The sequence below is a fragment of the Picrophilus oshimae DSM 9789 genome, assembly GCF_900176435.1.
GTDB classification, from domain to species: Archaea; Thermoplasmatota; Thermoplasmata; order Thermoplasmatales; family Thermoplasmataceae; genus Picrophilus; species Picrophilus oshimae.
The window spans coordinates 115,784-129,263 of the sequence record NZ_FWYE01000001.1; the positions used below are offsets into that span (position 1 = coordinate 115,784).

General features: G+C 36.6%; 14 protein-coding genes and 2 tRNA genes. 6 read left to right on the forward strand and 10 right to left on the reverse strand.

Translation table 11 applies throughout. From position 1 onward, the window contains the following. Nucleotides 1-82 precede the first annotated feature (82 nt). Nucleotides 83-167: transfer RNA gene (locus B8780_RS00640), tRNA-Leu, on the reverse strand. Between the two features lie 356 nt (nucleotides 168-523). Here B8780_RS00640 and B8780_RS00645 point away from each other — a divergent pair. Both B8780_RS00645 and B8780_RS00650 read left to right on the forward strand, forming a co-directional pair. Next, on the forward strand, nucleotides 524-1,153 hold the full coding sequence (locus B8780_RS00645; RefSeq protein WP_084272308.1) for a helix-turn-helix domain-containing protein: 630 nt from the start codon (nucleotides 524-526) through the stop codon (nucleotides 1,151-1,153). A gap of 47 nt (nucleotides 1,154-1,200) precedes the next feature. Further along, nucleotides 1,201-1,929 carry a hypothetical protein gene (locus B8780_RS00650; RefSeq protein ID WP_084272309.1) on the forward strand — a complete coding sequence of 243 codons (729 nt, stop codon included), beginning with the start codon at nucleotides 1,201-1,203 and terminating at the stop codon, nucleotides 1,927-1,929. Here B8780_RS00650 and dnaJ read toward each other — a convergent pair. Genes dnaJ through B8780_RS00670 form a run of 4 tightly spaced genes read right to left on the reverse strand, consistent with a single transcriptional unit; the run spans nucleotide 1,926 to nucleotide 6,363 of the window. Further along, nucleotides 1,926-2,999 carry a molecular chaperone DnaJ gene (dnaJ, locus tag B8780_RS00655; RefSeq protein ID WP_084272310.1) on the reverse strand — a complete coding sequence of 358 codons (1,074 nt, stop codon included), beginning with the start codon at nucleotides 2,997-2,999 and terminating at the stop codon, nucleotides 1,926-1,928. The two genes, B8780_RS00650 and dnaJ, sit on opposite strands and share 4 nt — an antisense overlap. Nucleotides 3,000-3,007: 8 nt before the next feature. Continuing rightward, on the reverse strand, nucleotides 3,008-4,849 hold the full coding sequence (dnaK, locus tag B8780_RS00660; protein WP_084272311.1) for a molecular chaperone DnaK: 1,842 nt from the start codon (nucleotides 4,847-4,849) through the stop codon (nucleotides 3,008-3,010). Continuing rightward, nucleotides 4,827-5,366 (reverse strand): nucleotide exchange factor GrpE, encoded by a 540-nt coding sequence (locus tag B8780_RS00665; protein ID WP_236719337.1) that lies wholly within the window; start codon nucleotides 5,364-5,366, stop codon nucleotides 4,827-4,829. Before B8780_RS00665 ends, dnaK begins: the two co-directional genes overlap by 23 nt. Nucleotides 5,367-5,415: 49 nt before the next feature. Further along, nucleotides 5,416-6,363, reverse strand: a complete 948-nt coding sequence (locus B8780_RS00670) for a thiamine-phosphate kinase (protein WP_084272312.1) — start codon at nucleotides 6,361-6,363, stop codon at nucleotides 5,416-5,418. 118 nt (nucleotides 6,364-6,481) lie between these two features. Between B8780_RS00670 and B8780_RS00675 the strand changes: the two genes are divergently transcribed. Together B8780_RS00675 and B8780_RS00680 are read left to right on the forward strand one after the other, a co-directional pair. Further along, nucleotides 6,482-7,000, forward strand: a complete 519-nt coding sequence (locus B8780_RS00675) for a chorismate mutase (protein ID WP_084272313.1) — start codon at nucleotides 6,482-6,484, stop codon at nucleotides 6,998-7,000. Next, nucleotides 6,991-7,626: a Rossmann-fold NAD(P)-binding domain-containing protein gene (locus tag B8780_RS00680; RefSeq protein WP_084272314.1), complete on the forward strand. Its 636-nt coding sequence runs from the start codon at nucleotides 6,991-6,993 to the stop codon at nucleotides 7,624-7,626. The genes B8780_RS00675 and B8780_RS00680 overlap by 10 nt, the downstream gene beginning before the upstream one ends. Here B8780_RS00680 and B8780_RS00685 read toward each other — a convergent pair. Then, nucleotides 7,603-8,661 carry an archaeosine biosynthesis radical SAM protein RaSEA gene (locus tag B8780_RS00685; protein ID WP_084272315.1) on the reverse strand — a complete coding sequence of 353 codons (1,059 nt, stop codon included), beginning with the start codon at nucleotides 8,659-8,661 and terminating at the stop codon, nucleotides 7,603-7,605. The genes B8780_RS00680 and B8780_RS00685 overlap by 24 nt on opposite strands. A 78-nt stretch (nucleotides 8,662-8,739) precedes the next feature. Here B8780_RS00685 and B8780_RS00690 point away from each other — a divergent pair, with 78 nt between their 5' ends. Both B8780_RS00690 and B8780_RS00695 read left to right on the forward strand, forming a co-directional pair. Then, the gene (locus B8780_RS00690) at nucleotides 8,740-9,702 is read left to right on the forward strand and encodes an aldo/keto reductase (protein WP_084272316.1); all 963 of its coding nucleotides are present in this window, start codon (nucleotides 8,740-8,742) and stop codon (nucleotides 9,700-9,702) included. Between the two features lie 39 nt (nucleotides 9,703-9,741). Further along, nucleotides 9,742-9,813, forward strand: a tRNA-Val gene (locus tag B8780_RS00695). 628 nt (nucleotides 9,814-10,441) lie between these two features. On the opposite strand, the gene paiA is transcribed toward B8780_RS00695, so the two are convergent. The 4 genes from paiA to B8780_RS00715 all read right to left on the reverse strand — a co-directional run bounded on the left by paiA (nucleotide 10,442) and on the right by B8780_RS00715 (nucleotide 13,414). After that, the gene (gene paiA / locus B8780_RS00700; RefSeq protein WP_236719338.1) at nucleotides 10,442-10,789 is read right to left on the reverse strand and encodes a spermidine N(1)-acetyltransferase; all 348 of its coding nucleotides are present in this window, start codon (nucleotides 10,787-10,789) and stop codon (nucleotides 10,442-10,444) included. A gap of 132 nt (nucleotides 10,790-10,921) precedes the next feature. Further along, nucleotides 10,922-11,551: a hypothetical protein gene (locus B8780_RS00705; protein ID WP_011177633.1), complete on the reverse strand. Its 630-nt coding sequence runs from the start codon at nucleotides 11,549-11,551 to the stop codon at nucleotides 10,922-10,924. 34 nt (nucleotides 11,552-11,585) lie between these two features. Beyond that, the gene (locus B8780_RS00710; RefSeq protein WP_084272317.1) at nucleotides 11,586-12,197 is read right to left on the reverse strand and encodes a hypothetical protein; all 612 of its coding nucleotides are present in this window, start codon (nucleotides 12,195-12,197) and stop codon (nucleotides 11,586-11,588) included. 71 nt (nucleotides 12,198-12,268) lie between these two features. Next, nucleotides 12,269-13,414 carry an acyl-CoA dehydrogenase family protein gene (locus B8780_RS00715; RefSeq protein WP_084272318.1) on the reverse strand — a complete coding sequence of 382 codons (1,146 nt, stop codon included), beginning with the start codon at nucleotides 13,412-13,414 and terminating at the stop codon, nucleotides 12,269-12,271. Nucleotides 13,415-13,480: the final 66 nt, after the last annotated feature.

Consider the following 13,480-nt stretch of genomic DNA (forward strand, 5'->3'; position numbering starts at 1 on the left):
CAAGCCATTATTATTTTCATTTCAACAATAAACTTCAATGCTCTTGATAATTATAAAAACATGCATTGGACTTTTATATTTATGCAGAGGACGGGATTTGAACCCGCGGATCCCTACGGAACTAGACCCTCAATCTAGCGCCTTTGTCCAGTCTCGGCAACCTCTGCTCATACCTGTATTAATTTAAAATATATTAACTTTAACTGGATGATTTAAAATTATATTCTTATAATTTTTATATTTTAATTGTTAATTTTTATGGCATAGGGTTAAATTGCAATAATATATATTTAAAAATTTTTATATTAAACTTTTATTTTGATTTATATTTAATTTTTGTTGTTTAATATTATTTTAGAATAATTTTTTGAAGCTTTGTCTTTCAATAAATGGTAAAACATTATGCTATTATTTATCATAGTAAAAATATTAGGTTAACCTTACCTAAATAATATAAATACTTTCTGCAAAATAATAAAATTAAAATAGAAAAGTTTATTATCTGCTCCTTATTTATAAATTAATGAATGTCACCTACGTACTTTCATATGACAAATGCTTTACATCCGCGATTGTTAGAATGTTTGATGTCAGGCTTAGAATATTAAAAAAGGAAATTACAGAGGACAATCATTTAAAGGAGATAGTGGAGATATTCTCTGTTAATCCAGCGGCCATTGAAAATGCAATAGAGTACCTAAGTGAGTATGATCATATATATAATCTTGAGGTAATATCAAGAAATGACAAGCTTGCCCTTGTAAATATCGTAACTGACCAGTGCCCAATCTTTAATATAATGAAGAATTTCGGCATGCATGGTAATGAATATCCCATGATGGAGCGCGTTGACAGGGACGGAAAGATGTTCTGGAAGATTAAACTTGATAGCATGCATAAGGTGAATCATATCTCAGAGGCATTAAGGGAAAAGCTCTCAATAGATGATATCTCGGTAAAAATAGATAAGGGAAGAACAATAGACACAAGGTCAATTTACATATTAAAAGAGGCATACGAGCTTGGATTTTTCAATGTGCCAAAGAGCATAGGTTTAAATGAGCTTTCAGAGATATTACATATACCGCCAACAACATTGAATTTAATATTGAGAAGGGCGTTAAAAACAGTGCTTGATGAGAGCCTAAAATGAAAAATAAATTCGAATAAGTTTTTATAGAAATATTCTCTTTTCATTTTATGGTAAGTGATGCAATAAAAAACAACAAATCGTATTACATTAAATCGTTAGCGGATGATGATGAGTTTTCTAGACTTGATGCCTGGTATAAGGTTAATTTCTTGATTGAAAATAACATATTAGACAAGGATTATGTGGTAAATCATAAGGATCTATTCCTTGATTTATTAACCACGGATGATGAGATGGTTAAGGTTCATGCCTGGGTTCTTGCCAGGAGATTTGCTGATGCCGGATATATAAGCAAGGAGGACATAGAGAAAAGAAAGGATTATCTATTGCCATACATAAAAGCAGGTGATTTAACGGCATGGTGGAACGCCGATGATTTAATCAACGGAAAATACCTTGAACCGGACTATTTAAGAAAATACAAGGACATATTCATAGAAAAGCTCCATGACAGCGATATAGGCACATTAACGGATGCCTGGCATATGATACCTTTAATGCTCCGTGATAATATAATAAACAGGGATGATTATGTAAAATATAAAAGCCATATACTCTCGGTTCTTGATCAAAAGAACCCGTACATTAGATTGAATGGATGGGAAACAATTATAAATCTAACAGAGGCCGGTGTTCTTTCCAGGGAGGATGTTGCACCATACAAGGATAAGGCAGGTGAGTTATTAAAGGGTGATGACATAATAAAATTGACATCGCTTTTTGATACAACTGTTGAGAAGTTTAAGGAAAGACTCAAAAATATAGGTTTAATTTAAAAATGGAACCACGATTTCTTCTTTTCATTTCTAAATTCTTCTAATAGTTCCTTCTGCCTTGATGTTAAATGCTTTGGAACCTCAATTTTTATTATTACATTAAGATCTCCTGAGCCATGTCCGTTTATTCTTGGCATGCCGGCACCCTTTATCTTAAGGATCTCACCTGGCTGGGTTCCTGCAGGAATCTTGAGATTGTAGCTTTCCCTAAATAATTTTATTTCCTCCTCACCGCCAAGTGCGGCCTCAGGAAAATCAATTGTGTGCTCAACGTATATGTCCTGGCCGGATCTTCTTATGCCAGGCGGATTATTTACAATAAGTACTATGTATAGATCGCCTGTAACACCACCATAGGAGTTGCCCATGTTCTTTAGCCTGAGCTTAAGGTTTGTATCCGCGCCTTTTGGTATGTTAACAGAGATATCCTCGTTCTTTGATACTGTACCTGTTCCATGACAGACGGTGCATGGCTTTTGCGGTATCTTTCCGCGTCCATTACATGTTCTGCACTCTGTTACTGTAACCATTCTGAAAAATCCCTGACCCCTGGTAATCCTCTCCTGTCCGGAGCCGTGACATGTCGGGCATGTGATAAGAACCTTGTTCTCTGCACCTGTACCAGAGCAGTGCTCGCACATTGCATTTCTTCTATATTTTACGTTTTTGGATGCACCGTAGTATGCATCCTCAAGAGATATATTAACCCTTAAATATATGTCAAGATCTGGCTGGTTTGTATAACCGCCGAAGAATGTATCACCGAAATTGCCACCAAAAAATTGGTTGAATATATCATTTATATCATCGAAATGCGTGAAATCCTGCCAGTTGAATCCTGAACCGGCATTGAAATCCGTTGTTCCGGTTTCATCGTACTGTTTTCTCTTCTGCGGGTCTGATAGAACCTCGTAGGCCTCTGCTATCTCCTTGAACTTTTCCTCGGCCTCCTTGTTTCCAGGATTTGCATCAGGATGATATTTCTTTGCAAGCTCCCTGAAGGCTTTTTTTATATCATCCTGCGAAGCGTTTCTGTCAACGCCAAGAATGGCATAGTAATCCTTTGCCATTTATCCCCTCATTTTGATTCCTTGAAATCCGCATCAACGGTATCGCCATTATTATTCTGTGAGTTATTATTCTGTGAGCTGTTCTGGGATGCGCCCTGGGTTGCCTGGCTCTGGTACATCTTTGTTCCTATTTCCTGTATCTCCTTTGTTAATTTTTCAGAGAGTTCTTTTATCTTATTTATATCCTTTGATGATATTGCATCTCTAAGATCCTTTACAATAGATCTGACGCTTTCCTTTGATGATTCATCGATTTTATCCCCGGCATCATTTATTGTTTTCTCTGCCGTGTATGCAAGTGTCTCGGCGTTGTTTATTGTTTCTATCTCCTCCTTTGCCTTTTTGTCCTGTTCAGCGTACTGCTCGGCCTCCTTCTTCATCCTCTCAATCTCGTCCTTTGATAATTTATTCGTGGCCGTTATTGATATGCTCTGCTGCTTTCCTGTTCCAAGATCCTTTGCGGATACGTTTAATATACCGTTTGCATCTATATCGAATGTTACCTCTATCTGCGGCACACCCCTAGGTGCAGGCGGAATTCCATCAAGATTGAACATGCCAAGTGATACATCATCCTTTGCAAGCGGTCTTTCCCCCTGTACAACGTGAATTGTAACAGTGGTCTGCATATCAGCTGCTGTTGTAAATATCTGTGATTTTTTCGTGGGTATCGTCGTGTTGGCAGGTATCAGCGGTGTCATGACGCCGCCCAGGGTCTCTATGCCAAGTGTTAATGGTGTTACATCTAAAAGAACGATATCCTTTACCTCACCTGCAAGAACTGCTCCCTGGATGGCAGCACCCATTGCGACCGCTTCCATTGGATCAACACCGCCCTCTGCCTTTCTGCCAAAGTAATCCTCAACGTACTTTCTTACATATGGTATTCTTGTTGGACCGCCTATTAATATGATCTTATCGATGTCGCCCTTCTTTAGCTTTGCGCCCTCAAGTGCAGTATCCAAAGGTACCTTTGATCTATCAACAATTGGCGCTATAAGCTCCTCAAACTTTGCCCTTGTTAATGTGTACTGAAGATGTTTTGGACCGTCCTGTGTTGCAGTTATGTATGGCAGGTTTATCTCTGTTTCAAGAACCGTTGAAAGCTCTATCTTTGCCTTCTCTGCAGCATCCCTCAAACGTATGTACGCGGAATGATCCTTCCTGAGATCTATGCCGTTTTCCCTCTGGAAGTTATCCGCCAGGAAGTTTACAATGGCCTCATCCATATCCGTTCCGCCGAGATGCGTATCACCGGATGTTGAAAGCACCTGGAAAACGCCCTGACCAAAGTCCATTATGGTAACATCAAGCGTTCCACCGCCAAGGTCATATATAACGATTTTTAATGACTGGTTTAATTTGTCAATACCATAGGCAAGGCATGCCGCTGTAGGCTCATTAATGATTCTTCTTACATTGAGGCCTGCAATTGCACCGGCATCCTTTGTTGCCTGCCTCTGGTTGTCGTTAAAGTATGCAGGCACCGTAATCACAGCATCTGTTACTGGTTCCCCGAGAAATGCCTCTGCATCACGCTTTATTTTCTGCAGTATAAAAGCTGAGATCTGCTGCGGTGTGTACTCCTTTCCAAAGATTTTGTATTTATAATCCGTGCCCATCTTCCTCTTTGCGGCATATACTGTACCCTCGGGGTTTAACAGGGCCTGCCTTCTTGCAGGTTCACCAACAAGCAGCTGACCATCCTTTGTAAAGGCAACATAGCTTGGAAATGCCTTACCGCCAAGTGAAACGCCCTCGGCTGCCGGAATAACAGTTGGCTTTCCTGATATTACAACCGCGGCAGCTGAGTTGCTTGTTCCCAAATCAATTCCTATTATCTTGCTCATTATTACCACCTTTTGAAACTATAACCTTCGAGGTTCTTAAAACCTCATTGTTTAATATATATCCCTTTTGAACTTCCTCAACGACGATGTCATCATCGCCTTTAACTATACCCACTACCTCATTAAGGTATGGGTCAAATTTTTTTCCACGGCTTTCAATCTCCTTTAAACCGTAGTTTGATAGTATTTTAATTAACTGTGATCTAATTGGTTTAAGCTTTTCATCGTGTAGTATTCCGGCATCAAGAGAGTCAAGTACTGGCAGCATTGTTTTAATAAGATCTGCATTTGCATTTGCCTTTATGTTATTAATGGTCTTTTCAATGTATCTTTGATAGTTTTCCATTTCGCTTCTCTGCCTCATGTATAGGTTCTTGTAATCCTCAAGATCGCTCATTGCCTGCTGATATTTTTTTAAGAGCTCCTCGTTTTTTTTGCGCTCCATCATCCACATTCTCTTCCTTGTTTCTATCAGGTCGTATTCCACACTGTCTATATATTTTTTGTTATAGGTCATCATTGGTATATTTGTTCTTCTATATAAATATTTTCTATATAAACATTCCCTAAAACGGCTCCTTTAGGAAATGTTCATAGCCGTGTGATCTCAATTCCTCCCATGAGCCGTCCATGTTTATAATATTGGCGCCATCATAGGTCTCGCCTATGCATGAGACATTAATATTGTTTAAAGACATTGACCTCTCAAAGGCCTCTGATGTATCATATGGAACAGAGAATAATAATTCGTAGTCGCCGCCACCTGAAAGTATTATTTCCTTTTCGTCAACGCCTGATATTTTTGATGCCTCCTTGACATACATGCTCTTTGGTATCCTTTCATAGTATATCTTAAATCCGGTTTTATAGTCATTTCTTATCTGATAAAATGATGCGGCAAGGCCGTCGGAAAGATCCATCATAAACATTGCCCCAGACTGGCTTATTTTTATTGCCTCATTTATTCTGGGCTCGACGTTCATCATTAATGATATGCCAAGATCCCTTTTATAATTATTTTTATAAAATAAAAAGCCCGAGGATGATCTTCCTATATCGTTTGTAACATAGACCTTTTGGCCTGGTTTTATATCACTCCTGCGTCTTACAAGGGATCTCTCCTGGATGCCGATGATTGTACCTGATACCGTGAAATCCTCACCCTCCTTTGTATCACCCCCGAGGATCTTTGCATTAAATCTATTCATCTGCTTTTTTATACCGTCATGGAAGGCCTTTAAATCTCTTATGTCAAGATCCGGGTTTACGGAATATGATACCATTATGCCAATGGGCCTTCCGGCCATGGCGGCTATATCGCTCAGATTTATTGTTGCAAAGAACTTTCCTGCAAGATCATACGATGCACCATCCGGTATGTGCGTCTTCCTTGTTATAAGATCTGATGATATTAAATAATAACTGTTACCGGATTCTATTAATGAGCAGTCGTCCCCGGGTTCAGGTTCAAGCTCTTTTATGATAAGCCTCTCACCAAGCTCGCTGAGCTTCATTGTTGTGTATAAAATAAAAGGATAAAAACATCTTTAAAAATATTTTTATCATCAATGCATAAAAAAAGTGATTAATGACCAATTAAATTTTTATATATGATAGATATAATCTATCAGGGTGGTAGCATTTATAGACGAGATGGAGCTTCTAAGATCAGAGATTATGAAGAATACAAGGGAGATAATAGAATTAATTGAAAAAAGAAGGGAGCTTGCCACGATGATTGGCATATCAAAGATGAGGAATCATTTAAGCCCAAGGGATTCATCAAGGGAAAATTACATAAAAAATAATTTAAAACTTGATGATTTTGGTTTATCCATTCTAAACATGATCTTTGAGTTCACAATACATTATGAAAAAAATATTAGTTTGGATATAAACAAGGATTCAATTATAGAGGTAAACGGTGATTATGCATCAAGGATATTATCAATTGCAAAGATCATATCAAGACCGGGCCGTGAGATCTACATTGAGGATAATAATGATCTCATAGAGGAGGCCTTTTCAAAAGCATTCTGCCATGTTATTATAGGATTGCCTGATAGGGATCATCACATTGTTAATATAAACTCAGGAATAAAAACAGAGGTAATTCTTGACAGCAAACCGGTGCTTGTAAAATGGAAATAATAATTGGCGCCAATGGCAGGTTCGGATCGCTGCTCTGCAGTTTACTTGATGACAGGATATGCATTGATATTGATAATATAAATGAGCTTGGTGTTTACATAAAAAAGGCAGACCATGTTTTTCTTTCAGTTCCTGTTGATGCTGCATTGAATATTATTGATAGTTATGATTATAATAACTTTGTTGAGATATCTTCTGTTAAATGGCCGTTTAAAAAGTATTCCGGTAAGATTACATCAATACATCCATTATTCGGCCCGATGAGCTATAATAAAATAAATGATGTTATATTTATAAATGACATATCAAGGGATAATTCTTTAAATGAATTAAATAAGATTTTTAAAAACTGGCATTTTATAGAGATGACATCGGATGAACACGATTTATTAATGTCTGAAATTATGGTGAAGCCATACATTATATCAATGATGCTTGACTGCAAATCTGATATAAAAACAGGTTCATATAAAAAGCTTTTAGAGGTCTCTGAAATAAAGAATAAAGAGAGCTGGAAGGTCTTTAATGATACGCTAATTTATAATCCTTATACAATGAATGTAATAAATGATTTAATAGAAAGATTGAATAAAACAAGGGATTTAATAGAACATAACAGACTCTGATAGATGACTTACAAGCTTTTTGTAATCGCTTTGAAAGATCATTCTGTCCTCAAGATCGATTTCCATGTAGTATTTTGATTTATCAATTGAATTATAGTATTCATCCAATTCATTGAAGTCCTGGTTTAATGAGGATCTTACAATTAAATCAAGAAGCTTTCCATCGAATTCATCATTATGGACGCCGCGATCCCTGTTCCCTCCTGTTGGATATGATAAAACCTCGGTACCAGAATCCCTTGATTTTAATAATGATTCGGCCAGAGAGAAAAGCCTTGGGGGCCTGTAAAGCCCGCGTTTCCATAATGCCTCAACCATGGTATTTTTCTGTATATTCATGGGATTTATTGAAACATCGTTTGAGTACCCTGCTACCGCCCTTACAGAGGATATCACATCTGAAATTGCCATTTTTTCAGATATAAACGGTGGCTTTAAAATTAGATATGTTCTTAATTCAAGATTGTTCGCCCTCAAAAGTTTTGCCGCCGATAAAAATTTATTAAAATTTGTTCCCTTGTTTACTGAATATTTTATAATGTAATCGTTTGCACTCTCAAGACCTATTGCTATTCTTAGAGGTATTTTATGTCTTTTTATATCATCCAGTGTTTCCTGTTTTATGAACTCTGTCCTTGATTCAATTAAGATTTTATCGACAGAATCCTTAAAACTTTCAAAGAAATAGTCACGGACGTTCTTTGGTATTTCCCTTGGATCAAGAAAGCTCCCTGAGGTAAAGATCTTTAGGACTTTTGCGCCATTGAGTGATGACTTTAAAATATCTATCTGCTTAAATAGATTCTCATCTATTATACCTGATGAAACGTCATTAAAATAACCGCACATTGAGCATGAGCTGAATTTGTACCAGGCACAGCCGTTTGTTCTGAATATGCATACAACGGTCTTTTCAGGAAAACCTCTTAATCTATCAAGTTCCTTCCATATAGATACCGGCTTGTTTGGATCTTTTGAATTTTCGAATTCGGGCATGAGATTTTTAACAAACAGTGCAAGATCTCTGTTAATCATTGATTAAATATTGATTATTGATATATTTAGTTATTTATTGATATTATAGATTAATATAGAATAAAAAAATTCTTGTTTATGGATTATGTTAATCTTGGCCACACAGATCTAAGGGTTTCAAGGCTATGCCTTGGTGGAATGTCCTTTGGCAGCTCTGAATGGATGGTTCGCGGCGGGGATGCAGATAGAATTATTAAAAAGGCAATTGATTCCGGTATAAATTTTATAGATACTGCAAATATATATTCAAATGGCGAGTCTGAAATAATCATAGGTAACACCATAAAGGATTACAGAGATGACCTTGTAATAAGCACAAAGGGCGGCGGCAAACTCTCTGATTTTTACCAGGGCTTCAACAAGAGGGTAATTAAAAGGGAAATTGATATGAGCCTGAAAAATCTAAAAACAGATTATGTTGATGTCTATTTCATGCATACAATATTTTATTCTACTGATCTAAATGATTTAATCAAAACGCTATCAGAATTAATTGATTTGAATAAAACACATTACATAGGATTAAGCAACTTTCCAGGATCATTGCTCGGTGAGTTTTATGCAATATCTGATTTGGTTTATAACTTCAGACCTGTAATAGTTCAAAACCATTACAATGCGGTATACAGGGAGGATGAGCGTGATGTTATACCGTTCTGTTATAAGCATAAAATATCATATTCGCCGTTTTCACCAATGGCCGCAGGCTTTTTATCAGGAAAGTATTCAAGACATGGAAACAATGAAACAGCGAGAACCAGGAGCTATCCAGTCATGAAATCAAGGTATTTCAAGGATTATGACTTTGACGTTCTTGAAACCATGGAGAATATCGCAGAGGAAAAAGATGTCAAGGTATCTCAAATTGCACTGGCCTATGTAATATCAAAGAATTTTATACCCGTTATTGGTGTTACAAAACCGGAGTACCTTGATGATGATCTTGAGGCCCTTGAAATAAAGCTCAGCGATGATGACATTAAAAGAATCGAGGAAAATTATAAGCCACATAACGTTATAAATGGTACCGCTGGTTATTAAAAGTAAAAAATTAAATATTATCTTAAAATTAGGTGGTAAGGGCTCGTAGTCTAGTGGTATGATGTCTCCCTGACACGGAGGAGGTCACCGGTTCGAATCCGGTCGGGCCCATTCAAAATTATAATCAGGCCCTAATTCTTGCGGATAGGTAAAGCGTTGTGTAATTGATTAAGTGTATATGAAAGAGTAATTTGTTCCTTCTCTCTAAATAAGTTCTTTCCAGAGCAGGATGACTTTTATGTCAATCTCATGAGACAGTGGCCTCTGGGCGAATGAGCATATATACTACTTGGTGATCCGACCTGTATCAATTCAAATAATACCATGAATTAATGGCCATTTTCTTCCATTTTTAATTTATTTGTTGTTATCCATACTTTTGTGTGGGCAACTTTGGACAAAATGTATACCCGGAGTGCCCAACAGACGGGCAGGTAGTGTAAACAAAGATTGTTATTGCAGAAATTTCATACATTTTATGTAAAATCCATATTATCTAAGGCTTTTTCGTTGCTATTGCGTTGTGAACCAACATGAAAGTGTGATGACCTCTATTTGTTGGTAATGTAGAAACAGATCTCTCGATGTATATTCGGTCTTTTATCGTTAAGATTTGTACCTTTTTTCCATTACGAAATCATCTCAATAAATATACCTAACATCGAATCCATTCTTTTTATAAAACGATACGCCAATACTGTTTTGTTGGTGAACTTATAATCTGCATTCTACAATACCCTTAGTTCATAATTTTCTCAGCTTCCGACAGCAATAATTTTCCTATTCCTCTGCGTGTGTATTCTGGCTTTAGGTATAGGCGTAGTAATTCAGCTTTGTCAGCAATTATCTTTAATTCTATGAATCCGGTTAGTGCTGAATTTACAAGAGCACCAAGGAAAATTATATCAAAGTTTGATAGAGACCTTATTATTTCATTTAAAATTTTTTCCTTAGAATACTTTTCACTTATCCAGCTCTCGATGAATTCGTTACTGTAAATGTCCCTGTATGTCCATTTCCATGATTCTCTGGCAATTTCAATCAGGGCATCCACATCTTCAGCAGTTAATTTCTTAATCGTTATCACATCTATGGTAATTCGCCTCCAGATAATTATAAAGCTGATTTGTTTTTTATATACACCAAATTTGCTATTTAAATATTTTATATAGATAAATTGAATATAACACTATTAATAATTTAAAGTTAAATTAATTTATTAAACGAAGCCTATCCATAAGAGCACTATTCCTATAAATTCGGCATAGTAAAGAAATACAGGGAATCTTGCTATGTAAAGTGTTCCAGCTATGCTTACTATTATAACACCGGCTATAATGCTTAACAATTTTTTGTTTTTATTTTTTTTATAGCTTATAATTGCTATTAAGACTATAAAAAATGCTGCAGGAAAAGTAACAAATGATGATGAAATTGTTACTGGCAGTGGCAGCGGTCCGTAAACGATGTAATCTGATATTAAATAACCTGGAGGATACAATGCAAGTGTGATTATTAAAAATATCACAGTTATTCCGGAGTAAATATAATAATAGTTCTCAAATTTTTTATTATTGTAAAGTGCAAATGAACCAAGTGAAAGGAAGTTAACAAGCACGGCAACAAGAAACAGGTAAAGTGATATTATAAAAACATTGTAAATGCCCGAGGCCATCAGGGTTTCAAGAAGCACGCTTACAGTAAAAACAAACAGGCCGGCACTCCAGTAAAATAAATGCGTTCTTTTGGTTTTCATGTATGTTTTTGATATCACATAGGTTAATATTGCACTTAATATTAATATCACGATTGTGGATGCAACAACAAATGACCTTGATGTAACAATCATAAAAAGTAATTCAAATGTTGTATATTAATAATGTTTAATAACGCCTTCTAAAGAATAAAAACCTGATTGCATATGATAATATAATCGCTGCAAAGAATATATAAAGCCCATCATTGTAGTTAAGGCCAAGATAACCATAGGATGATAATGATATAAAAACAAGGCCTATTAAAAGTATTAGTAATGGTATGTATCTTGCCGCAGGGCTTACGTTTCTTCTGTAGTACCTGTTATTTAACACCGGTGATGCGTATGGCGATAGAAAGGCAAGGTATATCAGGCCAACATCGGTATTCGATGTATCCACCTTTATCTCACCATTTGACTTTGATATTGTTGCAACCGGTGTGCCCATGGAATCAACTGTAAGCTCTGCCGCAGGTGACTTAACAAACCAGTTCAGATCGCCTATGATGCGGTATTCCTGACCGTAATAATTCAATTTAAGGCCCCTGGTCTCATCGCCCACCGGGGCACCTGATTGCATTATTTCAAAACGGTTTCTATCCCTTCGTTTTATATCTATGTTATAATTCCCGCTTATTATTATTTCATCTGTTCTAAGACCTGAATTTGTCCTGGTAATATCAGCGATCCTTGTCTCGCCATCATAGACAGCGCCATTTCTGTAAACATAAACAGCCATTTTATCACCTGTAAATCAAAGAAACCATTGAATATAAATCTTTATATATTATATAAATTTTTAATATAAAACTATGAGAATATCCTCTTTGATATGATTAATTTCATTATGTTAAGCGCACCTTCTGCACCGACAAGATAGCTGTAAATGCCCCTTGCAGCCCTTTCAAGCCCGGCATCCTTTGTGTAACCGTAGGCACCATACCACATCATAACACTTTTTAATATTTTTAATGCAAGCTGCGGTGCCCTCAGTTTTGCCATTGCACTGTACACTGGTAACTCATCTGAGTTTTTATCAGCCAGGTATGCGGCCTTGTAGGTAAGAAGCTTTGTCATTTCCAGCTCGGTTCTCAGTTCCGCAGCCTCAAATGATATTGATTGAAAATCCATGAGTTTTTTACCAAAGGCTGATCTGTTCTTTATATAATCAATGCCAAGATCGAGTATTTTTTCAGAGAGCCCGTTACATGCTGCTGCAACCGCTATTCTTGCATGGTTAAAACCATCCATTGAATAGTAAAAACCACGGTTCATATCACCTATTATGTAATAATCAGGTATCTCTGTGTTTTCATAGTACATAATGCATGTTGATATGCCCATCCTGCCCATGTTCTCTATCTTCTCTATTTTTAATGCACTGGCAGGTACATATGCCATTGTTATGCCACTATGACCTGTGCCGGATGTTCTGAAAAGGGTTAGATGACCGCCACCATATTTATACGCCTCCATGCCACCGCTTATATACATCTTCTGACCGTTTATAATAACCCTGTTTTTTTCAACTCTTCCCGATGTTTTTATACCTGCAACATCGCTGCCGCCTGATGGCTCTGTTGATGCAACGCCTATGAACTTTTTTCCTGAGGTGACATCGTATAATAACTCATCTTTTATTGAGTCGTTGCCATACTTTTCAATTATGTATGGCCATGCATTGTCCAGCAGGAAATATACGGACGTAGCCATGCTTGTATCAACCTTTGATATCTCCTCTGCTATTATTGCAGATTGCAAAAATGTAAGATTTGAACCATTGTATTTCGATGATACCACAGGCGCTATTATTCCCTGTGATGCCGCCTTTAATATGAAATCATGTGGTATTCCAGAATTATCTATGTTTTTTGATATTGGCCCAAGCTCCCTCTGCAGGAATTCGGATACGTTTTTTCTTATTTCAAGATCCTCCTCAGTGAATGAGAAATCCATGAGATGAATTCTTTAATGCTTATTTAAATCTTTATTTTAAAACCTATGATGAATGATTATAAACAT

Coding starts and splice junctions, on each gene's coding strand:
- B8780_RS00705 (WP_011177633.1), bottom strand. CDS start 11,551: ATGATTGTTACATCAAGGTCATTTGTTGTTGCATCCACAATCGTGATA.
- B8780_RS00710 (WP_084272317.1), bottom strand. CDS start 12,197: ATGGCTGTTTATGTTTACAGAAATGGCGCTGTCTATGATGGCGAGACA.
- B8780_RS00680 (WP_084272314.1), top strand. CDS start 6,991: ATGGAAATAATAATTGGCGCCAATGGCAGGTTCGGATCGCTGCTCTGC.
- B8780_RS00670 (WP_084272312.1), bottom strand. CDS start 6,363: ATGAAGCTCAGCGAGCTTGGTGAGAGGCTTATCATAAAAGAGCTTGAA.
- B8780_RS00715 (WP_084272318.1), bottom strand. CDS start 13,414: ATGGATTTCTCATTCACTGAGGAGGATCTTGAAATAAGAAAAAACGTA.
- B8780_RS00690 (WP_084272316.1), top strand. CDS start 8,740: ATGGATTATGTTAATCTTGGCCACACAGATCTAAGGGTTTCAAGGCTA.
- dnaJ (WP_084272310.1), bottom strand. CDS start 2,999: ATGGCAAAGGATTACTATGCCATTCTTGGCGTTGACAGAAACGCTTCG.
- B8780_RS00645 (WP_084272308.1), top strand. CDS start 524: ATGAATGTCACCTACGTACTTTCATATGACAAATGCTTTACATCCGCG.
- B8780_RS00650 (WP_084272309.1), top strand. CDS start 1,201: ATGGTAAGTGATGCAATAAAAAACAACAAATCGTATTACATTAAATCG.
- B8780_RS00685 (WP_084272315.1), bottom strand. CDS start 8,661: ATGATTAACAGAGATCTTGCACTGTTTGTTAAAAATCTCATGCCCGAA.
- B8780_RS00665 (WP_236719337.1), bottom strand. CDS start 5,366: ATGACCTATAACAAAAAATATATAGACAGTGTGGAATACGACCTGATA.
- dnaK (WP_084272311.1), bottom strand. CDS start 4,849: ATGAGCAAGATAATAGGAATTGATTTGGGAACAAGCAACTCAGCTGCC.